At 63.5% G+C, this 22217-nt stretch carries 19 protein-coding genes; 13 read left to right on the top strand and 6 right to left on the bottom strand.

Annotation, left to right across the window (positions count from 1 at the left end; translation table 11 throughout):
• Window positions 1-3 precede the first annotated feature (3 nt).
• Together CEY11_RS18555 and CEY11_RS18550 are read left to right on the top strand one after the other, a co-directional pair.
• A complete protein-coding gene (locus CEY11_RS18555) occupies window positions 4-882 on the top strand; it encodes a carbon-nitrogen hydrolase family protein (RefSeq protein ID WP_088604886.1) in 879 nt (292 codons plus the stop codon).
• A gap of 53 nt (window positions 883-935) precedes the next feature.
• The gene (locus tag CEY11_RS18550) at window positions 936-2477 is read left to right on the top strand and encodes a M81 family metallopeptidase (RefSeq protein ID WP_088604885.1); all 1542 of its coding nucleotides are present in this window, start codon (window positions 936-938) and stop codon (window positions 2475-2477) included.
• A 36-nt stretch (window positions 2478-2513) separates the two neighbouring features.
• Here CEY11_RS18550 and CEY11_RS18545 read toward each other — a convergent pair whose 3' ends face one another.
• Both CEY11_RS18545 and CEY11_RS18540 read right to left on the bottom strand, forming a co-directional pair.
• On the bottom strand, window positions 2514-3428 hold the full coding sequence (locus CEY11_RS18545) for a dihydrodipicolinate synthase family protein (RefSeq protein WP_088604884.1): 915 nt from the start codon (window positions 3426-3428) through the stop codon (window positions 2514-2516).
• 99 nt (window positions 3429-3527) lie between these two features.
• Complete coding sequence (locus tag CEY11_RS18540; protein ID WP_088604883.1) at window positions 3528-5222, bottom strand: thiamine pyrophosphate-binding protein; 1695 nt, start codon at window positions 5220-5222, stop codon at window positions 3528-3530.
• 212 nt (window positions 5223-5434) lie between these two features.
• Between CEY11_RS18540 and CEY11_RS18535 the strand changes: the two genes are divergently transcribed.
• Complete coding sequence (locus CEY11_RS18535) at window positions 5435-6430, top strand: Bug family tripartite tricarboxylate transporter substrate binding protein (RefSeq protein ID WP_088604882.1); 996 nt, start codon at window positions 5435-5437, stop codon at window positions 6428-6430.
• Here the strand turns inward: CEY11_RS18535 and CEY11_RS18530 are convergent.
• Window positions 6427-7410, bottom strand: a complete 984-nt coding sequence (locus CEY11_RS18530) for a LysR family transcriptional regulator (protein ID WP_088604958.1) — start codon at window positions 7408-7410, stop codon at window positions 6427-6429. The genes CEY11_RS18535 and CEY11_RS18530 overlap by 4 nt on opposite strands.
• 274 nt (window positions 7411-7684) lie before the next feature.
• Between CEY11_RS18530 and CEY11_RS18525 the strand changes: the two genes are divergently transcribed.
• From CEY11_RS18525 to CEY11_RS18515, 3 genes are all read left to right on the top strand, one after another.
• The gene (locus CEY11_RS18525) at window positions 7685-8881 is read left to right on the top strand and encodes an alpha-hydroxy acid oxidase (protein ID WP_088604881.1); all 1197 of its coding nucleotides are present in this window, start codon (window positions 7685-7687) and stop codon (window positions 8879-8881) included.
• Between the two features lie 362 nt (window positions 8882-9243).
• The gene (locus tag CEY11_RS18520) at window positions 9244-10200 is read left to right on the top strand and encodes a Bug family tripartite tricarboxylate transporter substrate binding protein (protein ID WP_088604880.1); all 957 of its coding nucleotides are present in this window, start codon (window positions 9244-9246) and stop codon (window positions 10198-10200) included.
• A gap of 155 nt (window positions 10201-10355) precedes the next feature.
• Window positions 10356-11309 carry a LysR family transcriptional regulator gene (locus tag CEY11_RS18515; RefSeq protein WP_088604879.1) on the top strand — a complete coding sequence of 318 codons (954 nt, stop codon included), beginning with the start codon at window positions 10356-10358 and terminating at the stop codon, window positions 11307-11309.
• Window positions 11310-11330: 21 nt separating this feature from the next.
• Here CEY11_RS18515 and CEY11_RS18510 read toward each other — a convergent pair whose 3' ends face one another.
• The 3 genes from CEY11_RS18510 to CEY11_RS18500 all read right to left on the bottom strand — a co-directional run bounded on the left by CEY11_RS18510 (window position 11331) and on the right by CEY11_RS18500 (window position 14293).
• Window positions 11331-12089 carry an enoyl-CoA hydratase/isomerase family protein gene (locus tag CEY11_RS18510; RefSeq protein ID WP_088604878.1) on the bottom strand — a complete coding sequence of 253 codons (759 nt, stop codon included), beginning with the start codon at window positions 12087-12089 and terminating at the stop codon, window positions 11331-11333.
• Window positions 12090-12183: 94 nt separating this feature from the next.
• Window positions 12184-13416, bottom strand: coding sequence for a CaiB/BaiF CoA transferase family protein (locus CEY11_RS18505; protein ID WP_088604877.1), 1233 nt, complete (start codon window positions 13414-13416; stop codon window positions 12184-12186).
• A gap of 121 nt (window positions 13417-13537) precedes the next feature.
• Window positions 13538-14293: a sulfite exporter TauE/SafE family protein gene (locus CEY11_RS18500; RefSeq protein WP_088604876.1), complete on the bottom strand. Its 756-nt coding sequence runs from the start codon at window positions 14291-14293 to the stop codon at window positions 13538-13540.
• Between the two features lie 502 nt (window positions 14294-14795).
• On the opposite strand from CEY11_RS18500, the gene CEY11_RS18495 reads away from it, so the two are divergent.
• The 7 genes from CEY11_RS18495 to CEY11_RS18465 all read left to right on the top strand — a co-directional run bounded on the left by CEY11_RS18495 (window position 14796) and on the right by CEY11_RS18465 (window position 22180).
• Window positions 14796-15995, top strand: a complete 1200-nt coding sequence (locus CEY11_RS18495) for a mandelate racemase/muconate lactonizing enzyme family protein (RefSeq protein ID WP_088604875.1) — start codon at window positions 14796-14798, stop codon at window positions 15993-15995.
• Window positions 15996-16025: 30 nt separating this feature from the next.
• Window positions 16026-16943 (top strand): hydroxyacid dehydrogenase, encoded by a 918-nt coding sequence (locus tag CEY11_RS18490; RefSeq protein WP_088604874.1) that lies wholly within the window; start codon window positions 16026-16028, stop codon window positions 16941-16943.
• 190 nt (window positions 16944-17133) lie between these two features.
• Window positions 17134-17418, top strand: a complete 285-nt coding sequence (locus tag CEY11_RS18485) for a hypothetical protein (protein ID WP_088604873.1) — start codon at window positions 17134-17136, stop codon at window positions 17416-17418.
• A 98-nt stretch (window positions 17419-17516) separates the two neighbouring features.
• The gene (locus CEY11_RS18480) at window positions 17517-18185 is read left to right on the top strand and encodes a cupin domain-containing protein (RefSeq protein ID WP_088604872.1); all 669 of its coding nucleotides are present in this window, start codon (window positions 17517-17519) and stop codon (window positions 18183-18185) included.
• Between the two features lie 2 nt (window positions 18186-18187).
• Window positions 18188-19327: a flavin monoamine oxidase family protein gene (locus CEY11_RS18475; protein WP_143322922.1), complete on the top strand. Its 1140-nt coding sequence runs from the start codon at window positions 18188-18190 to the stop codon at window positions 19325-19327.
• Between the two features lie 92 nt (window positions 19328-19419).
• Entirely contained in the window at window positions 19420-20562 is a 1143-nt protein-coding gene (locus CEY11_RS18470) for a metallophosphoesterase (protein ID WP_088604871.1), read from the top strand.
• Window positions 20563-20953: 391 nt separating this feature from the next.
• Complete coding sequence (locus CEY11_RS18465) at window positions 20954-22180, top strand: MFS transporter (protein ID WP_088604870.1); 1227 nt, start codon at window positions 20954-20956, stop codon at window positions 22178-22180.
• The last annotated feature ends 37 nt before the right edge of the window (window positions 22181-22217 follow it).

Genomic DNA, 22217 nt, shown 5'->3' with positions numbered 1-22217 from the left:
GCAATGACAAGCTCTTTTCAAGCCAGCCTCATCCAGTTCAGCCCCAGGCTGCTGGAGCCGGAACACAACCTGTCCGCCATGAGCGCGCTGGCCGCCTCCGAGGCCCGGTCGGGCTCGCGCCTGATCGTCTTTCCCGAGCTCTCCAACACGGGCTATGTCGATCCCATATCGCCCGGCCTGCCGTATGGGGCTCGCATCGACAACGATCGCGGGTATGCGCTGCAACTGTACGAAGCGGCGGAGCCGGCGCAAGGCGGCCCCGGCATACGGATGTTGTGCGATATCGCGCGCCGGCACGATGCCTATCTCGTGGCGGGCCTGGCGCTGCGCCACCCCAAGCTTGCCGGCGTCATGCACAATTCGTCGGTGCTGGTCGGGCCCGAAGGCGTCGTCGGCATCTATCACAAGATGCATCGCTGGCACATGGAAAAGCTCTACTTCGTGCCGGGCGACAGCATATCCACCTGGCAGACCGGGCTCGGATGCATCGGCATGCAGATCTGCTACGACATCCGCTTTCCCGAAATCACGCGCATCATGGCCCTGCAAGGGGCGGAAATCATCACCAGCGCGTGGGCGTCGGCCACGCCGGAAGACACGCCGCTTGCCGATCCCGACCTGTTTCTGCACCGGGCCTATACCCGCGCCGTGGAGAATGGCGTGTTTTTCCTCAGCTGCAACCGGGCCGGCGACCAAGGCAGCTTCCACTTTCTGGGGCGCAGCCTGATCGTGGCTCCCGATGGCAAGGTGCTCGCGAAATCCGGAACCGACGGCGAAGACCTCGTGCGGGCCGATCTAGATCTTTCGGCGGTGGCGCGCTATCGGGCTTCGACCGGTATCTTCACCGACCGGCGTGAAGATATCTACCGACGGTATGTATGAGGCTGCGCGCGCTCTGATCCTGTTTCTACGAACACACACTTACGGAGATCTTTATGGTCGATACGTTTGACGGCTCCGCGCGGGGCGAGCATTCCGAATTTCGCGTGGCGTTGGCCGGATTTCACATCGAGTGCGTCAGCTTCCTTCCCAAGGCGGCGACATACGCCGATTTCGAGAGCCAGGCCAGCCGGGGCGAGCGCATTTTCGAGAACCTGCGCGGCACGAATACCGTAATGGGCGGCTTTATCGAGGTGTGTGAGCGCGAACACGTGGCCATGATGCCCATCGTCAATGCGGCGCTCGGAGCCGTAGGCCCGACTACCGACGAGGTGGTAGAACGCTATGCCGAAGAGATGGCGCAAGCGATCCGTGCACAGGCCGATACGCTCGACGGTGTGCTGCTGTTTTTGCACGGAGCCTGCTGGGCCCCGTCCTATCGCGATCCCGAACGCTACTTCATCGACCGGGTGCGTGGGGCGATAGGGCCGGGCAAGCCCATCATGGTCGCCCTGGACTACCATGGCAATATCGATGCCGAGACCTTGAAAAACGCCACTGCCGCGTTTGCGTATCAACGCTCTCCGCACACGGACACCGGCGATACCGGGCGCCGCGCGGCCGATTGCCTGGTACGGACGCTGCGCGGGCAAATCCGCCCCACGTGGGCGATTGCCAAGCCCGGCGTGCTGGTGCCCAGCATCTTCAGCGCCACGGCCCTGCATCCCTTGGCCGACATCATCAAAGAGACCGAAACGGCCGAGCAGAATAACGCCCGCTATCTGGATATTTCCGTAATGGCGGGGTTTTCGTATGCGGATGCGCACAACACGGGCTTCAGCGTCCTGGTGGTGGCGGACGACGACCAACAACAGGCCGAGAAGCTCGCCAGAACATTTTCCGACAAGATCTGGGCAGCCCGGAACGCGCTGTATCGGCCCTTGCGCGTATATTCGGTGACCGAGGCCGTGGATCACGTCACCGCGCAGGTGGCGGCCGGGGAAGGCAAGGGCAGGCCTTATGTCCTGCTGGAACACGCCGACCGGATGAACGACTCCACTTATATACTCGCAGAGGTTCTGAAGCGCCGGCTCGAGCGCGTGGCGGCACCATTCATCTGGGATGCCGCCAGCGCGAAAAAGGCCTGTGAAGCGGGTGCCGGCAGCGAGGTGCGCCTGCAACTGGGCGGCCACAGTTCGGACAAGGCCGGCCCGACGCTGGATGTGAAGGCCAAAGTGCTCTGGGCCGGCACCAAGCGGTACCGCGTATCAGGCACCTATATGCATGGGATGCCGGTCAATCTGGGGGAGTGCGCGCTGCTCGACATCGATGGCGTCAGCGTCAGTGTCGTCAGCCGATTCGCCTTTGCGGTGGACGGCGATCCGTTCTACGTCTTCGGCCTCAAGCCCGAGGACTTCGACATCATCATCTTGCGCTCCAAGACCCATTTCCGGGCCTTTTACGAGCCGCTCGCGCGCGAGATCCTGATCGTGGACACCCCCGATTACGGGCTGGCCGATCTCAAGCAGCTTCCCTATCAGCACCTGCAGATGGAGCGCGTGTTCCCGTTCAGCGAGGATGCCGCGCGGCGCACGTAGCCGCACGGCCGCCAGCCTCCAAGAGCCGCGAAGACATTACTGGCGCGTGATGCCCCAGCCGCGCACCAGCTCTTCGAGGCGCGCCTGCTGGTCTTTGGTCAGCGGCCAGGCGGCGGGCGGGCGCGTCGGGCCGCAGTCGTTGCCGATGATCTGCAGCGCGGCCTTCACGCCGGTGACATTGGTGCCATTGAGTTCTTGCGCGCGGATGTCCTCGAACGCCTCGATGCCGCGGATCAGCTGCATGGCGTGCGCGTAGTCCTGCGCACGCAGCGCCTGCAGGATTGCCACCGAGCGCTCGGGCCAGATGTTGATCAGCCCCGATGTGAAGCCTTGCGCGCCCACGGCGCACAGCGCCGGCGCCCAGGTTTCGGCCAGGCCTCCTACCCAGATGATCCCGGGGGCGGCGCGCTCGATGGCCTGCGCCAGTTTGATCGGATTCGGCGAGGCCCATTTCACCCCGGCCACGCCGGGGATTTCCGTCAGCCGCACGATGGCGTCCGTGCCGATGGCGTCGTTGCGCAGGTACAGCATGACCGGCAGGCCGTCGGCCGCGTCGGCGACCCGCTGCACATAATCCACCAGGCCGCGCGGCGATACGAACGGATCGGGCGTCTGGTGCACCATGATGCCGTCGACGCCTGCCTTGCGCGAGGCGCGCGCCAGCGCGCAGGCTTCGTGCACGCTGCGGCCTACGCCATTGACGACCGGCGCGCGGCCCGCGGCCATGTCGGTCACGGCCTCCATCATGGCCTGCGCTTCGTGCGCCTGCAGCGCATAGAACTCGCTGGTGTTGCCGTTGACGACCAAGATGTCGACGCCGGCGTCTATGGCTCTGTCCATGACCGGGCGCAAGCGCTCGGGCTCGATCTGGTCTGCGTTGTCGAAGGGGGTCACCAATATGCCCGAGATGCCGGTCAAGGCCTGGCGCAGCTTGTCTGAAATGCCGTTCATGATGTGTTCCTTGTCTTTCCTGATCTTGTTTACGCTGCCGCTCGCGGCGGCGGGTTGATGCCGGCGGCGTATGATCGCTGTGCCCGATGCCCGGCGGCTTTACTCGGCCAGGCGCATCGTCGGCGTGATCTGGCGCGGATCCACTTGCAGTTCCAGCAGCGCCAGGCCGCCGGCCTCGCGGGCGCGGGCGAATGCCGCCGGGAAGTCTGCGCCGCGCGTTACGCGTTCGCCGTAGGCGCCGAAGGATTGCGCCAGTGTCACATAATCCGGCCCCTGCAGGCGCGTGCCGCTGATACGGCCCGGGTGGCGCCGTTCCTGGTGCATGCGTATCGTGCCGTACATGCCATTGTTGACCACCAGCACTACCAGCTTGGCGCCGTGTTCGGCGGCGGTGGCCAGTTCCTGAGGGTACATCAGGAAGCAGCCATCGCCTGCCAGGCATACCACGCTGCGCGTCTTGTCACGCAGCGCGGCGGCCACCGCGGCCGGCAGGCCGTAGCCCATGGCGCCGCAAGTGGGCGCCAGCTGGCTGCGGCCGCTGCGGTATTCGTAGTAGCGGTGCAGCCATACGGAGTAATTGCCGGCGCCGTTGGTCAGTACGGCGTCGTCCGGCAGGGTCTGCGACAGGTGCTTGACGACAAAGCCCATGTCCACCCCCGTGTGCGCGGCGGGCTGCGTCGGCACAAGGCCATAGGCCTCCTGGTCGGCGCGGGCGGCGCGAGTCCAGCCGTCCCAGGGGCGGCTGGCCGGCGGCGTGGTGCCGGCCAGCGCGGCGACCGCCTCGGCGGCGCGGCTTTGCACCGCAAGATCTGCCTGGAAGACGCGGTTCAGCTCCGCCGCGTCGGCGTGGATATGGATGAGCTTCTGTGCCAGGCGCGGTGGTTTCAGCAGGGTATAGCCATCGGTCATGACGTCGCCCAGCCGCGTCCCTATGGCCAGTATCAGGTCGCATTCCTTGATGCGCCGAGCCAGCGCGGGGTTCATGCCCAGGCTCATGTGGCCGGCATAGTGCGGATTGCGGTTGTCCAGAATGTCTTGGCGGCGGAAGGCGCATGAGGCGGGCAGATTCCAGCGTTCCAGGAATGCGGCCAGGTTCCCGCGGGCGGTTTCGCTCCAGTTCGGGCCGCCGATGAACACCAGCGGGCGCTGCGCCGCGGCCAGGGCGCCGGTGATCTGCGCCAGTGTTTCCGGCGCGACCGACGCCGGCGCCAGGGTTGGCGCGGGGCAGTCCGGTGTGTGGCAGGGATCCAGCAGCATGTCCTCCGGCAGCGATATCACCACCGGGCCTGGCCGGCCCGACATCGCCGTATGGAAAGCGCGCGCCATGATTTCGGGGATGCGGTCGGCGTCGTTGATCTCGACCACCCATTTCGCCAGGGAGCCGAACATGGCTTGGTAGTCCACTTCCTGGAAGGCTTCGCGCCCCACGTGGCCGCGGGCGATCTGGCCGACGAACATGAGCATCGGGGTCGAGTCCTGCTGGGCGATGTGCACGCCTATGCTGGCGTGCGTCGCGCCGGGCCCGCGCGTGACCATGCATATGCCGGGGCGCCCGGTCAGCTTGCCGTCGGCTTCGGCCATGTTGGCGGCCGCGCCTTCATGCTTGGCTACGACCAGCTCGATTTCCTGCGTGTCGTACAGGGCGTCCAGCACTTCCAGGTAGCTTTCCCCGGGCACGCAGAATATGCGATCCACGCCATGCTGGCGCAGCGCGTCCACGATGGCGCGGCCCGCGCTGCGTGGCGAGGCGGTCTGTATGTCTGTTGCAAGCACTGGGGCGAGCGAGTCCTTCATCTTGCAATTCCTTTCAATTTTGCATGGCTTCGGCTAAGGATGCTCAGCAGTGTATAGATACATTCCATAGTGATGATATGGCCGCAACGCCATTTCTGATATGTAATAAATGCATGTGTTGCGCAGCTTGGCGGCCGATAGAATGTGCCTTCTTTTTCGTGGCTCGGCCACTGGGCTCCGAGACGCCTACTTCTACCAGGAGACATCAGTTCATGAAAATCGCCAGAAGACAGTTTCTGCAATCGGCCGCCGGCATGCTGGCAGTTGCGACGGTGGCCCCTTTGCCTGCCCTGGCGGCAAACGCCTGGCCCGACCGGCCCATCAATTACGTCGTGCCTTTCGCGCCCGGTGGCGCCACGGACATACTGGGCCGCATGTATGCCCAGTATGTGGGCCAGGCCTTGGGCGTGTCGATGGTAGTAGAAAACAAGCCGGGAACCGGCGGCAGCCTGGGCACGGCCTATGCGGCGCGCGCCAAGCCCGACGGCTATACGCTGGTGGGCGGCACGATCAGCTCGCACGCCATCAATGTAAGTATCTATCCTTCAATTGGCTACGACCCCGTCAAGTCTTTTACGCCCATAATCCTTACCGGCACGCTGCCCAATGTACTGGTGGTGCGCGCCAACAGCGACTACAAGACGGTTGACGACCTCATCAAGAAGGCTCGCAGCAAAAACGACGCCCTGACTTTCGGCTCGTCCGGCGTGGGCTCTTCGCAGCACCTGGCGGGTGAACTGTTCGCCCAGGACATCGGCGCGCATATGCTGCACGTGCCCTACAAGGGCAGCGCCCCTTCGCTGCAGGCGCTGGCCGCGGGCGACATCGATCTGCTGTTCGACAACATCACCTCGGCGCTGCCGCTGATCCAGTCGGGCAAGCTGCGGGCCTTGGCCGTTACTTCGACCCAGCCCGCCGCCATGCTGCCCGACGTGAAGCCGCTGAAAGACTTCGGCAATGGCCTGGAGCATTACGAAGTCGTGTCGTGGCAGGCGGTGTTCGCGCCCACCGGCACACCCAGGCCGATTATCGACAAGCTCTATGCTGCCATGCATGCGACTTTGCAGAAGCCCGAGGTGCGCAAGCGCCTGGAAGGGCTGGGCATCACGATCTCGGGCATGGGCCCCGACGAGCTGGCCGCCTTCCAGAAGGCCGAGGTCGCCAAATGGGCGGCCGTGGCGGCCAAGGGCCACATCAAGCTGCATTAAGCATCTTGTGTATCGGGCGGGCCGGCTTCAAGGCCGGCGCCGGCCGGGCCGGCGGCCTCGGTGGCGCCCGGCCAGTTGCCTTGCGCGGTTTGGCCCAGGATCGCCTGGCGCAGGGTTTGCAGGATGTCCCACTGGCCGATCACCGGCGGCCGGTTGCGTGCCGTGGCGATGGCGATCTGGCGTATGACCTCGGGTTCGACCAGGCGTGACGCCTGCACCTGGCCCAGCGCTACCTCTTCGGCCACGGTGGCCAGGGGCAGCACCGCACAGCCTACGCCGCCTCGCACCAGGTTCTTGGTAATGGCATTCGAGCCGTCGCATTCCACTTCGACGTGCAGGCGCCGGTTGCAGCTCAGCGCCAAGGATTCGACCAGGCCGCGCACCCCGTGCGGTGTGCCGGGCAGGATCAGCGGCTGGTCGAACATCCGGGTGACGGGCGTGGTCGTGGCGGCGGGCGGATAGTCGGGAGGCAGAATGAGATACAAGGGCTCGTGCAGCAGTACGTCCATGTCCACTGTGCCGGCCTGTGTGTTGGGCACGTACAGCAAGGCGACGTCGATCTTGCCGTCGGCCAGGGAGTTGATGATTTGGTGACCCAGCGTTTCCACCATGTGCAGCCGCGTGTCCGGAAAGCAGGCTCGCAGTGCGCGCGCCACGGCGGCGAAACTGCGCTGCGCAATCGTCGGCTGGGCCGCAATTACCAGTTCCGACGGGCCTTCGTCCGCCAGCGTGACGGCCAGCTTGCGCGTTTCATCCAGCGCCTCGGCCACCTTGCGGGCCCGGGTCAGCAGCAGGGCGCCGGCATCGGTCAGCACCACGCCCCTGCCGCTGCGGTGGAACAGGCGCACCTTCAGTTCCGCCTCCAGCCGCGCGATATGGCGGGTCATGGTGGATTGTTCGATTCCCGCCTCGATGGCGGTGCGCGAGATGCTGCCGGACTGCGCGATGCGGACGAAATATTCAAGTGCGGTGGGATTCATGCTGGTGTCCCGGGATGCCATTACCCTGTATCGCCTTCGGCTGCGGCCAAAGTCATCGATGAGCGGATGTTGCGATATTATCGCCGCATCCTCGCGCAAGCCGCAGCGGGCAGGCCCTCTGGCCTCGCGGCATGTGGTACGGCTGCGCGGCGTCGGTGCATGCGCTTCGCCAGGTTCCCGCGCGTGCATAATAATGCGACCGCAAGCCGGAGGCTGCGGCTCTCTGGCATTTTAATTTCCTGATCCGATCTACTCTTTCCCAAGCAACATTCCGATGACTTCTTCCAGGCTGCCCCGCGCGCTTCGGCGCATCCACTCCCTGAACGATTTCGAAAAGCCGGCTCGCAGCCGGCTGCCGCGGCCGCTGTTCAGCTACATCAGCAACGGCGCCGACAACGAGGTGACGCTGCGCGGCAATCGGACGGCATTCGACCAATACGTATTGATGCCGCGCATGCTGGTGGACGTCTCCGGGCGCAGCCAGCAGATCGAATTGTTCGGCCAGCGCTACGATGCGCCCTTCGGCATTTCGCCTGTGGGCCTGGGAGCCATGTACGCCTATCGCGGCGACCTGCTGCTGACGGGCGCGGCGGCCCGCGCCAATATTCCCGCCGTGCTGAGCGGCGCTTCGCTGACGCGCATGGAAGACGTGGCGCAGGCCGCGCCCGGTACGTGGTTCCAGGCCTATATGCCAGGCGACACGGCACGTGTCGAAGCCTTGCTGGCGCGGGTCGCGGCGGCCGGCTATCGCGTGCTGGTGCTGACGGTGGATCTGCCCGTTTCGGTCAACCCGGAAAACTACGCGCGCAATGGCTTCAGCTCGCCGCTGCGGCCCGGCCTGGGCCTGGCATGGCAGGGCATCAGCCATCCGCGCTGGCTGCTGGGCACCTTCGGCCGCACCCTAGTGCGGCGAGGCATGCCGCACTTCGAGAACTGGCGCGCCGAACGCGGTGCCCCCATTCTTTCATCCACAGTGGAAAGAGACTTTCAGGCGCGCGATCATTTCAACTGGACGCACGTGCGTCAGATACGCGAACTCTGGAAAGGCCCGCTGGTCGTCAAGGGCCTGGTGCGCTGGCAGGACGCGGTACTGGCCCGCGATGCCGGCGTGGACGGCGTCATTGTGTCCAACCATGGCGGGCGCCAGGTCGACGGCTCGGTGTCGCCCCTGCACGTACTGCCCGGCATCGTGAAAGCGGTGCCCGACGTAACGGTGATGATGGACAGCGGCGTACGCCGCGGCAGCGATGTGCTCAAGGCGCTGTCGCTGGGCGCCCGCTGCGTCTTCGCCGGCCGCCCCTTCAACTACGCCGCTGCCGTGGGGGGCGCCCGCGGTGTGGATCACGCCATTGCCATCCTGCGCGGCGAGATCCATCGCAACATGGCGCTGCTGGGCATCAATCGCCTTGCCGAACTCGATGATACGCTGGTAAGGCATATATCTACTTTGTATCCATCGCCTGGGCTGTAGAGACCCTGTCCGGGCGAACCAGGCTAGCCAGTCTCATATCCTAGAGCGGCCAGGCGACGGGCCCGAGTCCCGGGCGTCCGCTGTCTATCGCATGGCCACTTGCGCGAGCCCGTTCTGCGGTTTCGTGCGGCGCGCAATCGAACAAACTCCCAGAATGTATCCGGCCGGCGCGGCCGGAGGCGCTTGCGCGCGGGTTCATATCGCCACCCGTTTTTTTCAGCATCGCAACCTTTAATGCTCAGCGAAAAAAGAATTAGCTATTCGTGTGTTGGCCTGATACCTAGAATGCAAATTGCGCTGCGTCATCCGAAGCTGCGTCCCGGGATTCCGCAGTTGTCCACAACGATACCTACGGAGACATCATGAATATCAGGTTTTTTAGAAACATCGCATGCGGGCTCGCGCTGGCTGCTGCCGGCACGGCGCATGCAAGCTGGCCCGATCATACGATCACTGTGGTGGCGCCTTGGGCGGCTGGCGGAAATGCCGACATCCACGCCCGGCTTTTCGCGAAAGTCATGTCCGAAAAGCTGGGGCAGCCCGTGGTGGTCGAGAACCGCTCGGGCGCGGGCGGCATGGTAGGCGCGCTGTACGTCTCGCACGCGAAGCCCGACGGCTATACCTTCTTGCTGGGCGCTTTCGCCAATATGCTTGGTGAATTCTTTCATCGCGAGAAGACGCTGAGCGTCGAGCGGGATCTGGCGCCGGTCGCGCAGCTTACCAATATCCCCAACTATATCGCCGTTTCGCCGAAGTCCAAGTACAGCTCGTTCAAGCAGCTGCTGGACGAGGCCAAGGCCGATCCCAAGCAAGTCACGTGCGCCACGCCGGGCGTAGGCACCGCGGCGCACCTGGTCTGCGCGATAATCAACAAGGACGCGGGTACGCACATAGAAACCATACCGTACCGCGGCGGTGTGCCGGCCATCATGGATGTGATCAGCGGGCGGGTCACTTTCTATGCCGGCAACGAATCCCTGCCCTATATCCAGGACGGGCGCCTGAAGGGCCTTGCCATCACCTCTTTGAAGCGTTCCACCCTGGCGCCCGATCTTCCCCCTGTGTCCGACGTGCTGTCCGGATACAACGTGAACTCGTGGTACGGCATGTTCGCCCCCAAGGGCACGCCCAAAGAGGTGCTCGAGCGGGTCAGCAGCATCGTCGACCAGGCCATGAAAGACCCCAAAATCCGCGACCAGCTGGCAAAACTCGGTGCCGTCCCCGTGGGCAGTACGCCGGATCAGTTCAAGAAATTCATCAAGTCCGAGAATCAGCGCTGGGCGCCGATAGCCAAGTCTCTCGATATCCATCTGGACTGAAACAAACGACCCCGGCTCGCTCGCTCATCCGACGGGCGAGCCGCAGTGTCGCGAGATACCTTTGTGGATTGCGCCTGATTGCGCGACCGGTACCGAATGTAAGAGAATCCCATGTATTGCGCCTCGCATTACCGGGGGCGGCGACGACATGGGTGATGATAATGGCTGTGCGGCCACTACGCGCTTTACTTGCCTTTCACAGACACGGCACCATCGCGGCGGCTGCGGAAGAGGTGCACCTTTCGCCTGCGGCGGTAAGTGTGCAGCTGAAGCTGCTGGAAGAGCAGCTGGGCATTCCGTTGTTCGAACGCACCAAGCGATCCATACGATTGACCTCGGCGGGTTATGGGGTGGTGCCGCTGGTGGAAAAGGTGCTTACCGCATACGAAGAGCTGCTGCGGCATTCAGGCAGCAGTTCGATTCATGGCCGGATTTCTCTGGGGGTGGTAAACAATGTGCTCGTCGGCGTTTTCCCGGCGGTAGTGCAGCGCGTCATCCGGGATTGTCCGGGCATGGAAATCAATGTCAGCATGGGCACCTCGCCGGATCTGGTCGCCAAGGTTGCTGCGGGTTTGCTGGATGCGGCCGTGGTGAGCCAGCCGCCCAAGTCCCTGGGCGATGAATTCATAGTCCACAAGCTTTTCGACGAGCCGATTGCGCTGATACAGCTGCCGCACTCTGCGCGGGGCTCGCTGCGTGATGTGCTCGGCGCGTGTCCGTATATAGCCCTGGATCGCGACACCTGGGCGGGCCGCCAGATCCAGAATCACCTGGAGCGCCAGGAAATAGACGTCGAGCCGATCATGGAGCTCAATTCGCAGGAAGCCATCCTCGCCGCGGTAAGGTTCGGTCTGGGCGTAACCGTGCTGCCCCTGACGCGCGGAGCCGATATCGGCCACGATGAGCGCTTGAAGATAACAAGAATTGCCGGCCTGAGCCGCACCATTTCCATGGCCGAGCGCAAGACGCACATACGCTCGAACATGACGGCTCAGGTATTGAGCAGCTTCAAAAGCGTACTCGCCGAATCGGCGGCCACCGGCAAGACCGCGGCGGCCAGGCGCGCCGCGCCCGCCAAGGCGGCCCGCAGGCCGCGCACCGGCGATTGACGAGGTGCGCAGCCTGCGGTTTCAGGACTTCCACTTATAGACTGCGGGGCGCTTTTCTTTGAAGGCTGCCATTCCTTCCTTGAAATCGTCGCTTTCCGCGACGTGCTTCAAGGCACGCATGGTCTGCACCATTTGTTCGGAAGGGCCCTTTGCCAACACATGGTCGTTGACGAAACGCTTGATGGTTTTGAGCACCATCGGCGACATCCGGGCCAGGTTGCGCGCCATGCCCAGCGCGCACTCGACCTGTCCGCCCACGGGTGTGACTTCGTTGACGAATCCGAGCTCGTACGCCCGTTTCGCCTCCAGCGGCCTGCCGAGCAGAATCATGTCCATCGCGGCATGATGCGGTATGCGCGCGGCCAGGCTGGCCACCATGCCGCCGGTGAACCCCAGCTTCCCTTCCGGGTACAGGAATTTGGCGCTTTCGGACGCAACCAGTACATCGGAAAGCATGCAGATCGTCAGGGCGCCTCCGATGCACCAGCCGCTGACCGCCGTGACGATGGGCTTGTCGGTCTTGAAGCCGAGGTTGGGCATGCAGCGCCAGAGCTCGTCGGGCCATTCGGACACATCCGCGCCCGCGGAGAACATGTCGTCCCCGCTGGAGGTCAGGACGGCCACGCGGTGTTCGTCGTTCGCATCGAATTCCAGGAAGACATCTTGCAGTTCCCGCACCAGCGTGGCGCTGAGGGCGTTCTTGCGCTGAGGGCGATGCAGCTTGATCAAGAGTACGCCTTCGTCTTCCTGGGACACGAGTAGGGTCTGATATTCCGGCATTAGAACTCCTTTCGCTTTCGCGACTGATTTGGAAATGGAATGACAGGGCGGCTGGTGGCGCAGCGCCGCCATGGCACGAGTTCGAGCAAGCTGTTTAGATGACTCCCGCCGCCTTGAGATGGGCGAGATCTGCGTCGGTAAGCTGCAGCGCACCGAAGATTTCGCTGTTGTGTTCGCCGACCCCCGGGCCGGTGCGCAGCACCCGCGGCGCCGTACCCGAAAAACGTGGCACGACGCAGGGCGCAGGGATGCTTCCTAAGTCGGGGTCGGCCAGGCGGACAATGGTAGAGCGTGCCTGGAAGTGCGGATCGGCGAGCACGTCGTCGATCGCATAGGCCTTGGTGAACGGCACGTCGTGGCGGTTGAACGCAGTGCTTGCCGCAGCGAAAGTCCGGCTCGCGCACCACTGGGCGACAATGGCGTCGATTTCCTCGATATGTCGCATACGTTCCGGGTTGGTGACGAAGCGCGGGTCTTCGATGAGTTCGGTGCGCTCCATGGCCGCGCAAAGCCGGCGGAAGACGGCCTCGGACGTGCCGACCACGGTCATCCATACGCCATCGGCTGTTCTGTACATGTTCGAGGGCGCGGTATAGGTGGCTCGATTGCCTGCGCGCGCTCGCGCGCTGCCGAGCTGCTCGTATTCCGCGGCCAGCGGGTCGAGCAGGCGTATCATCGCCTCGGTAGCCGCCAGATCGATCTCGCGTGCCGGCGCGCCCGGGTTGCCGCGCCGCTCCGCCATGGCGGAGGCGATTGCGAAGGCTCCGAATAGCCCGGCGATCACATCGCCTTGCGGAAAATTCATGTGCTGCGGGCTGCCGTCTTTTTCCCCGGTCAGGTGCGCAAAGCCGCTCATGGCCTCGAAAATGCGGGCGAAGCCGGGGCGGTTCGCATAAGGGCCGGTCTGGCCGAAACCAGTCAGGCGCAGCACTGTCAAGCCGGGGTTCGCCTTGCGCAGGGTGCCCAGATCCAGCCCCCAGCGGTCGAGCGTTCCCGTACGAAAGTTCTCTACCAGCACGTCGAAACGAGGCAATAGGCGCAGAAACAGCGCCTTGCCTTCGGGCTTGCGCACGTCCAGGGTGATGCCGCGCTTGCCCCGGTTCGTAACCTTCCAATGCAGGGCGTGTTCGCCCTTGACCGGGGCGAGCGACCTCAGCGGGTCGCTGCCGTCGGGCAGCTCGAGCTTGACCACTTCGGCGCCCAGGTCGGCACACAGGGTCGCGGAAAATGGCGCCGCCAGCACAGTGGCCATGTCCAGAATGCGCACGCCTGCAAGCGGGCCCGCAAGCGTGTCGGCGTTGCGCTGGGAGTCGGAGCTTTCATTCATGTCGGTATGTCCTGGATTTACCGTAAAAGTGTCAGGCCGGGCCGCCAGCGGCCTATGCGCCGCCGCGCCACGTCCTGATGGCGTAGTGGCAAGTTCGCTTGGCATGCGGCGGTATTCGGGTTCAGTGCATCAGAATATGCAGCGCCGATACGCACATGGTTACCCCGGACGCAATCAGCAGGACGCTTACGATGCTCTTCATGATCTGGGGCGAAAAAGGAACTTTCTGGTGTGCCGCCACCCACGTAACCAGGATCACCACTGGTGCGGCTATCAAGGTCAGTCGGGTCGATTCCATTGTGAATTGCCCTGAGAATGCGACGATGATCAGACGCAATACCGATCCTGCCCCGAACAGGAAAATCAATGATTCCTGTATGCGGGAAATCGGCCAAGGCTGTCTATACATAATATAGACAAGCGGAGGGCCGGGGGCGGAAAACATGCCGCCCAATATGCCCGCCAGGCTGCCGGCGGACAGGAACGTGCCTTGCCCCGAGGTGTTTTGCAAGGGCTTGGCCGTGTGCCAAAGCAGCAAGGCGCAAAGGATGATGCTTACGCCCAGCACTATACGCAGAACCTGATAGGAGTTGCCGGCCAGCCAGGTCAGCAAGGCGATGCCGACGACGGCGCCGGCCAGGCTGGTCAGCAGCGCTGCCCATATCTCGCGGTTCAGGTGCAGGGCCCTGCGGCGATAGAGGAATATGCAGGAATTGATAATGATGATCACTGTGACGGCGTTGACGGCATCGGGCAGCGGGACGAGATCGGTAGCGCCGATCAGGCCGAGAAATATCAGCGCCAGTGCGAAGCCGGTCAGCACCTGCGCATAGACCGCAACGGCGGCGAATAATAAAAAAAGGACGTATGTATGCATATAAGCGCTGCTCTGACTACTTTGCGTGTGTCGATTGCCGTGGTTGGGGCTGGCCGGTACCTCCGCGCCCGAGACCTTGCCTGGCCGCGCGACAGCACTGTGCTTGCGGAAATTCTAGGATGGCGCGCAACATCGGTAAACTTTAAATAACTTACTCTGAGATTTACGAATTCCTATGCTCGGTCTTCTGCGCTGCGAAGTGATGCGGGCTTGGTAGTTTAGGGTGAACAGGCCCGTACGGGGGGCGATATCGGGAACGGAATTTGCCTGTGTGCCGGCTGCATGAGAGCAAGGCTGGGTCGGGGCGGCCCGGGCTGTCGGGCTCTGAATCCCTGGCGCCTATAGGCAGTTGTCAATTGCTGTAGCGATCCCAGCATCGAATTTTTCGACGCTGACAAATTGAAAAAATGGCTATGGCTTCCGCTCGTTACTCTCTATCATAAAGTTTCTGCTGTTGTTGTTTGGTAATTCGGCGACCCGAATTCACGGAAGGAGAAACTTTATGAAGGTCACTGCGGTTGAGACGATAGCCTGCGATGCGGGCTGGAGAAATTATTTCTTCCTCAAGCTTTCCACCGACGCCGGCATTGCCGGCTGGAGCGAGTATGACGAGGGCTTTGGTTCGCCGGGCGTGACCGGCGTCATCGAGCAGCTCAAGCATCGTCTCATCGGCCAGGATGTCTACGCCACCGAGAAATTCTTTCAATTGGCCAGCTGCCTGACGCGTCCCGCCGCGGGCGGGGTCATCGGCCAGGCCATCGGCTGCCTCGAAAATGCCTTGCTGGATGCCAAGGCGAAGGCGCTGGGTGTGCCGTGCTACGAGCTTCTGGGTGGAAAGGTGCGAGACAAGGTCAAGGTCTATTGGTCGCATTGCCCGACCTGGCGGATCAACCATCCGAAGTTCTACCAGCCAGCCGTCACCGATCTCGATGGCGTCAAGGCTACGGCCGAAGAAGCCCGGAAGCGCGGCTTCAAGGGGCTGAAAACCAATCTGTTCATTCACGACGAAGGTGACGCCTACGCCTGGCGCGCGGGCTTTGCCGTTCCCTTCATGCCGGAGCTGACCGTCGACAAGCGCCTGATCCGGAATATCCGCAGCCACCTCGAGGCGCTGCGCGACGGCGCGGGGCCGGATATGGGCTTGCTCATCGACTTCAACTTCAACGCCAAGCCCGAGGGCCTGATCCGGATCCTGCGCGAGCTGGCCGACTTCGATCTGTTCTGGGCCGAAATCGACCTGGGCAGCGCCAAGGCGCTGGCCGACGTGCGGCGCCACAGCCCGCATCCCATCAGCTCGTGCGAAACCCTGATAGGCATGCGCAGCTTCCTGCCGTACTTCGAGCAGCAAGCGATGGACGTGGCCATCGTGGATGCCATATGGAACGGCTTGTCGCAGTCCATGAAAATCGCCGCACTGGCCGATGCCCATGAAGTGAACGTGGCGCCGCATAATTTCTACGGCGACCTGTGCACCATGATGAACACGCACTTTGCCGCGGCTGCCCCGAACCTGCACATCATGGAAGTCGATGTCGACAGGCTGCCCTGGGAAAGCGAGCTTTACTCGCATTCTCCGGTGTTCGAGGATGGCTATCTGCTGGTGCCCGACAGGCCGGGCTGGGGTACAGAGCCCAATGAAGAGGCCATACGGGCGCGGCCGCCCAAGGTCACCGGCGGCCTGCTGCAATACAAGCGTAGTTGATCACCACTTTTCCCGCATAGCGTTCAGAACATGCATATCCTCATTCCCGAAAGCATACTTCCCGATTCCCTGGCGCGCTTGCGCGAGAAGCATACGGTTCACTACGACCCGGAACTGGTCAGGCGCCCCGAGGCATTGCTCGAGGCGGCGCGCCCGGCGAATGCAATCATCGTGCGCAGGCTTACCCAGGTGCGCGGGACGTTGCTGGACGGAATGCCGGACTGCAAGGCGGTGGGGCGCCTGGGCGTAGGGCTGGACAATATCGATGTCGAAACGTGCAGGCAGCGCGGCATCGCGGTCATCCCGGCACCTGGCGCCAATGCGCGCAGCGTGGCCGAATATGTGATTGCCACGGCATTGATGCTGGTGCGCACCGCCTATCTGTCGACGCAGGAAGTCATCGACGGACAGTGGCCGAAGGAAAGGCTCAACCTGGGCGGCGAGATCCAGGGGCGCACCATGGGCATCGTTGGGTTCGGGGGCATAGGCCGCATAACCGGGCAGCTCGCGCACGCCCTGGGCATGCGGGTGCTTGTCTACGATACTGCGGCGCAGAACCAAGCGGGGCAGCAGTACTACCAAAACGTGTCGCTGGCCGAGCTGTTTGCATCCAGCGACGTGATTACACTGCATGTGCCGCTGACCCCTCAGACCCGCAATCTGGTCGATGGGAAGTGCATTCGCGGCATGAAGGACGGCGCCGTCGTTATCAATGCGGCCCGCGGCGGCATCGTCGACGAGACGGCGTTGCTGGCCGCGCTGCGCTCGGGCAAGCTGGGCGGCGCGGCGCTGGACGCTTTCGAGAACGAGCCGCTGGGAAAAAGCCCACAGTACGCGCAGGTGCCGAATTTGATCCTCACGCCCCATATCGCCGGCGTCACGACCGACTCGGAGGTGCGTGTCAACGCGGTGGTGGTGGACAAGATACTGCAGGTGCTGGACGCCTAGGTCTCCTGAGCCTGCTTCTGGCGGCACATAAGAAGTTTTTCTTTCAATAATGAAAACTATATATGGTTTGTTGATTCGAAGGTGAAGAGCCAGAATGGAGCCATGCCCGATTGGCGCAAGGAAAAGTAATTATTTCTTGTCTTGCCATTGGGCCGCGCTTTGTTCCTCTTCAATCTCATAGGATCCAGCCATGGCCGCTTACCTGCAAATCACCCTCAAAATTTCCGCCGCCAACCGTCCCAGCGCCGTCGGCGTCTACCAAAAATACAAGGCGCCGTTCCTCAATACCATCACCGGGGCGAAGTCCAAGGAACTGCTGGTGCGCGATGAAGACGTGCAGGTGCTGCATGGTTTCGACAGCACGCAGCACGCGCAGGCGTATCTGCAGAGCGAGCTGTTCACCTCCGATGTGGTCGCCGGCCTCGAGCCTCTGTTGGATGCCGCCCCCGAGGCGCGGATCTACGAGATCGCCTGATTCCGGCCTCGTATCGTACGAATTGCCTTCAAGCGCCTGGCCGCCTTTTTTTCCGGCTGGCCGGGCATGCCTTTTTTGTGCGTGGAACCGAACCCTTCATGCTTCTCAACGCAGATTTTTCGCGCCCGGCTAGCGTGGCGCCTCACCAGTATCGGTGGGTCACCTCGCCCCAGTCGGGCGTCGAACGGGTAATGCTGGATCGATTGGGCGCGGAACAGGCGCGTGCCACCAGTATTGTGCGATATGCCCCCGGTTCGTTTTTCCCGCGCCACGAGCACCCGGGCGGCGAGGAAATTCTGGTGCTGTCCGGCACGTTCTCCGTGGGCGACGAGCACTACACCCAAGGCTGGTATCTGCGCAACCCGCCGGGCTCGAGCCATCAGCCCTACAGCCGGGAGGGGGCGGTCATCTTCGTCAAGCTGCGCCAGATGCCCGCGGACGAGCGGCGTTGTGTGCGCGTCGACACCCATGACGCGGCCGCCTGGCAGAGGCAGGGCAGGCGTGAGATCTGCCCGCTCTTTACGTCTGATATCGAGCAAGTTAGCCTGCAGCGCCTCGCGCCCGGGCTGGCCTTGTTTGCGCACGCAGTCGATGGTGCCGAGCTGCTGGTGCTGGCGGGCGAGCTGCTTGTCCATGGCCATGTTTTCGGGTGCGGCGGCTGGCTGCGTCTGCCCGGCGGCACGTATCCCGAATATATCGCGGGCGCGAACGGTGCCACGCTTTACCTGAAGACCGGCCGTCCGCTGGGCATCCCGGGGCAGGCATAGGCATGGAAACCGCAAGCATTGCCATCGTCGGCGCCGGTTTGAGCGGCCTGTATGCCGCGTATCTCCTGGCAACCGCGGGCATAAGCGATTACGTGGTTCTGGAAGCCAGGGATGTCATCGGCGGCCGCATTGCGGTTGCGTATCCGCCGGATGACGCAACGGCGCCGGCGGCATCACCGGCAAAAAACCGCGATCGCTTCGACCTGGGGCCGACCTGGTATTGGCCTGCGTATCAGCGTCGGCTCGATGGTGTGATCGGCGCGCTCGGCCTGGATCGTTTCGATCAGTACGAAACCGGCGACATGGTGTTCGAAAGCTCGCCGAACCAGTCTCCCGTCCGTACGCGAGGCTACAGAAGCGCGCCGACTTCCGTGCGCCTGGAGGGAGGTATGGCGGCGCTTGTCGACGGCCTGTATCAACGCCTGGATGCCGCGCGGATACACACGGGGCGGGCCGTTACCCGCCTGCAGTGCGGCGGCGGCAAGATCGTCCTGACTGCCGAGGACAGATGCGGGCGGGCCGCCACCTACCGGGCGGCACACGTGCTGCTGGCTGTTCCGCCGCGCCTGGCGATGACGGCGATGGATTTTGTTCCTGCGCTGCCCGAAGCCCTGCAGCGAGGCTGGCGGGATGTGCCGACATGGATGGCGCCGCACGCCAAGTACCTCGCCATATACGATGAGCCGTTCTGGCGTGGGCAGGGCCTGTCCGGCGAGGCCCGCAGCGCATGCGGGCCCTTGGTAGAGATCCACGACGCCTCGGCCCCTGGCGGGCACGCGGCATTGTTCGGTTTCTTCGGCATACCGGCGCGCACGCGACAGCAAGTCTCCGACGAAGTGCTGCGCGCGCACTGCCGCAGCCAGCTCGCGCGCCTGTTCGGGCCACAGGCTCGCAACCCCCGAGCCGATTTCATCAAGGACTGGGCCGCCGAGCCTTATACCGCAAGCGCCGCCGATCAGGAAGCTACGGATCACATAGCCAATGCACCGCTGGCCACGGCCCAGTCGGGCGTGTGGCAAGACCGGCTGGTGGGTATCGCCAGCGAGTGGTCGCGCCAGTTCCCCGGCTATGTCGCCGGCGCGATCCAGGCAGCGGAAAACGGCGTGGCTACGGTGCTGCGGCCGCCGGGCGAGGTTGTATGAGCTGGCCGGAAACTCGTCGCCGGGCGCCGCCTTTGTGGCGGAGCGGCTACTTGAAGGAGAGGCGGCTGAACATCTAGTATTATCCCGAACTTATGGGCAATACCTTATCGTACTTTACCGGTGCCATCTGGCTGTTTCTCTTGTGGCGTTTCGTCTGGCCGCTGTCGGCGGGCCCGGGTACGCGGCTGTTGCTTGCCCTGGTGCTGTTCCTGGTGGCGGAATCCCATTGGATCACTCGCCGCTATTTCGGAACCCTGGCCTCGCCCGAGTTGCCGCAGTGGGTACTGATCGTCGTAGGATGGGCCTTCGGCGCGTTTCTGCTGTTGGCGATCTTGATATTGCTGCGCGACGTGGCGGGGAGCCTGGTGTTCCTGGTGGCGCGCGCGCCGGGCAGGGCGGTTCTGTCGTCGCAGGGCTTGCATGTCACGATCGGAGCCATTGCCGTGGTGCTGGCCGGCGTGGGGGTGTGGCAGGCGGTCAAGATTCCCCGGGTGAAGACGATGGCCATTTCTTTGCCGGGCCTGCCGCCGCAGTTCGACGGCTACCGCATCGTACAGCTGACCGACCTGCATGCCAGCCGCCTGCTGCCGCAATATTGGCAAGCGGCCGTGGTAAAGAAGACCGACGCGCTGGCCCCTGATCTCATCGTTATCACCGGCGATCTGGCCGATGGCACACCGCAGCTGCGGGCGGCAGATGTGCGGCCGTTCCGCGATTTGCACGCCCGCGACGGCGTCCTCGCGATTCCCGGCAACCACGAATACTATTCCGATTACCGCGACTGGATGGCCGCCGACCGCGCGCTGGGCCTGCGCATGCTGGAAAACCAGCACGTACTGATCGAGCATGGCGGCGCCACCTTGGCGGTCGCCGGCCTCACCGACAGGCAGGCCGGTTCCTTCGGCCTGCCGCGCCCCGATCTGCAGGCCGCCCTGCAGGGCATTCCCGCAGGGGTGCCGGTGATCCTGCTGGAGCACCGGCCCGGCGATGCCGTCAAGAACGCGCAGGCCGGCATTGCCTTGCAGCTATCCGGCCACACGCACGGTGGCCAGATCCGCGGGCTCGACATCCTGGTGCGGCGCGCCAACAATGGCTTTCTTTCGGGCCTGTATCAGGTCGGCAAGATGAAGCTGTACGTCAGCAACGGCACGGGCCTGTGGAACGGCTTCCCCTTGCGCCTGGGCCGGCCGTCGGAAATCACGCAGATCGTGCTGCATCCTGAGACACGGCACTAGTCTGGCGCACTATTGCGGTTCGGTATTGGGGGCATTCTTGGGCAGCGCAATGGCGCGACAGGATACTAACTGTCCGGCGCGCATTTCATCCGGCTTGGGCGTTCAGGCGCACAGAAAGCGGAATATCCGAGGGCCCGCCCGCACACCGTCCGGGAGTGTCGCGCGATTTCCGCAATAGATAGATTTTCTTTTTACCGTATAAAGAATATCGCGGTTGCGGCTATGGCCTTAATCGCTGAGAATGCATGGGCTGCTTCCAGCGCAAGGCGCCATTGTCGCCTCTATTCAGATAGATTTCCTGCTGGAAAGGCGCTTTCTCGCGACGCAAGACGACGGGTTGGTAAACCATCTTGAACGCGTTGCCAGGCTATCAATCGCCCCCTCAAAAACCATGACAGACAGCAGTATTGCTTCAGCGGCCGATGTTTTCGTCGAGCTGCCCGCCAAGATCCAGACGGGAAATATCTGGCGGCTTGCTATTGCACAGGCGCTGGCAGGCGCCAATTCGACTGTACTGTATGCCACCGGGGCGATAGTCGGAGACATGCTGGCGCCGTCGCCGATGCTGGCTACCTTGCCGATTTCCATCTTTGTGGTGGGCATGGCGGCGTGCATTCTGCCCGCGGGGTCGATCGCCCGGCGCCACGGCCGTCGCGCTGCCTTTCTGGTGGGCACCGGGGCCGGTGTGCTGACGGGGCTGCTGGGTGCGCTTGCGGTCGTCCTGGGCTCGTTCTGGCTGTACTGCCTGGCGGCTTTCCTGGGCGGAGGCTATGCCGCAGTGGTGCTGACTTTCCGCTTTGCGGCGGCCGACGGTGTGGCGCCGGGCCGGCGCGCCCGTGCGCTGTCGCTGGTCATGGCCGGTGGGGTCGTGGCCGGCGTCATAGGGCCGCAGCTCGTGAACGTGACCATGAATCTGTGGCCTCCCTACATGTTCGCCGTCACTTATCTTGCCCAAGGCGCCGTTGCCGCCATCGCCGCGCTGATACTGCTGGGGGTGAAGCTGCCCATGCCCAGCGCCGCAGAGGTGGCGGGCGGCCGGCCGCTTCCCGTCATTGTGCGGCAGCCGCGCTTTGTGGCCGCGGCAGTCAGCGGCGCGGTCTCGTACATGCTGATGAACTTCCTGATGACGGCCGCGCCGCTGGCCATGCACATTTGCGGCCATTCGCAAGAGTCGGCCAATTTGGGACTCCAATGGCATGTCATCGCCATGTACGGCCCCAGCTTCTTTACGGGTAGCTTGATCAAGCGTTTCGGCGCGGGAAGCGTCGCAACCGTGGGCTTGCTGTTGACGGGGCTTGCCGCCGTCATAGGGCTGGCCGGGATCGACGTCGCGCATTTCTGGGCGACGCTGATTTTTCTTGGACTAGGCTGGAATTTCGGCTTTCTCGGTGCGTCCGCACTGGTTCTGGAATGCCATAGGCCGGAAGAGAAGACACGCGTCCAGTCGCTCAATGATTTCATTGTTTTCGGCCTGATGGCTGTGGGTTCCTTCTCTTCCGGCGGGCTGTTGAGCGCCTATGGCTGGGACAGCGTGCTTTGGGTATCGTTCGTGCCGCTGGTGCTGGCGGTGGCGGCGCTTGCCGTGGCCATGCAAAGAAAGGCGCCCGTGTTGCGCTGATGTGACTGGTGAACCCAGGTTACGGTGTTTGCGCCGT

Origin of the sequence: Candidimonas nitroreducens, from assembly GCF_002209565.1 — a bacterium.
GTDB lineage: Bacteria > Pseudomonadota > Gammaproteobacteria > Burkholderiales > Burkholderiaceae_B > Candidimonas > Candidimonas nitroreducens.
This window is presented reverse-complemented; position numbering and strand designations above follow the sequence as displayed.

Excerpts from the sequence above, each read along its gene's own strand:
- CEY11_RS18495 (WP_088604875.1), top strand. The coding sequence starts at position 14,796 with ATGAAGGTCACTGCGGTTGAGACGATAGCCTGCGATGCGGGCTGGAGA.
- CEY11_RS18490 (WP_088604874.1), top strand. The coding sequence starts at position 16,026 with ATGCATATCCTCATTCCCGAAAGCATACTTCCCGATTCCCTGGCGCGC.
- CEY11_RS18525 (WP_088604881.1), top strand. The coding sequence starts at position 7,685 with ATGACTTCTTCCAGGCTGCCCCGCGCGCTTCGGCGCATCCACTCCCTG.
- CEY11_RS18520 (WP_088604880.1), top strand. The coding sequence starts at position 9,244 with ATGAATATCAGGTTTTTTAGAAACATCGCATGCGGGCTCGCGCTGGCT.
- CEY11_RS18535 (WP_088604882.1), top strand. The coding sequence starts at position 5,435 with ATGAAAATCGCCAGAAGACAGTTTCTGCAATCGGCCGCCGGCATGCTG.
- CEY11_RS18465 (WP_088604870.1), top strand. The coding sequence starts at position 20,954 with ATGACAGACAGCAGTATTGCTTCAGCGGCCGATGTTTTCGTCGAGCTG.
- CEY11_RS18485 (WP_088604873.1), top strand. The coding sequence starts at position 17,134 with ATGGCCGCTTACCTGCAAATCACCCTCAAAATTTCCGCCGCCAACCGT.
- CEY11_RS18555 (WP_088604886.1), top strand. The coding sequence starts at position 4 with ATGACAAGCTCTTTTCAAGCCAGCCTCATCCAGTTCAGCCCCAGGCTG.
- CEY11_RS18480 (WP_088604872.1), top strand. The coding sequence starts at position 17,517 with ATGCTTCTCAACGCAGATTTTTCGCGCCCGGCTAGCGTGGCGCCTCAC.
- CEY11_RS18545 (WP_088604884.1), bottom strand. The coding sequence starts at position 3,428 with ATGAACGGCATTTCAGACAAGCTGCGCCAGGCCTTGACCGGCATCTCG.
- CEY11_RS18475 (WP_143322922.1), top strand. The coding sequence starts at position 18,188 with ATGGAAACCGCAAGCATTGCCATCGTCGGCGCCGGTTTGAGCGGCCTG.
- CEY11_RS18540 (WP_088604883.1), bottom strand. The coding sequence starts at position 5,222 with ATGAAGGACTCGCTCGCCCCAGTGCTTGCAACAGACATACAGACCGCC.
- CEY11_RS18515 (WP_088604879.1), top strand. The coding sequence starts at position 10,356 with ATGATAATGGCTGTGCGGCCACTACGCGCTTTACTTGCCTTTCACAGA.
- CEY11_RS18470 (WP_088604871.1), top strand. The coding sequence starts at position 19,420 with ATGGGCAATACCTTATCGTACTTTACCGGTGCCATCTGGCTGTTTCTC.
- CEY11_RS18530 (WP_088604958.1), bottom strand. The coding sequence starts at position 7,410 with ATGAATCCCACCGCACTTGAATATTTCGTCCGCATCGCGCAGTCCGGC.
- CEY11_RS18505 (WP_088604877.1), bottom strand. The coding sequence starts at position 13,416 with ATGAATGAAAGCTCCGACTCCCAGCGCAACGCCGACACGCTTGCGGGC.
- CEY11_RS18500 (WP_088604876.1), bottom strand. The coding sequence starts at position 14,293 with ATGCATACATACGTCCTTTTTTTATTATTCGCCGCCGTTGCGGTCTAT.
- CEY11_RS18510 (WP_088604878.1), bottom strand. The coding sequence starts at position 12,089 with ATGCCGGAATATCAGACCCTACTCGTGTCCCAGGAAGACGAAGGCGTA.
- CEY11_RS18550 (WP_088604885.1), top strand. The coding sequence starts at position 936 with ATGGTCGATACGTTTGACGGCTCCGCGCGGGGCGAGCATTCCGAATTT.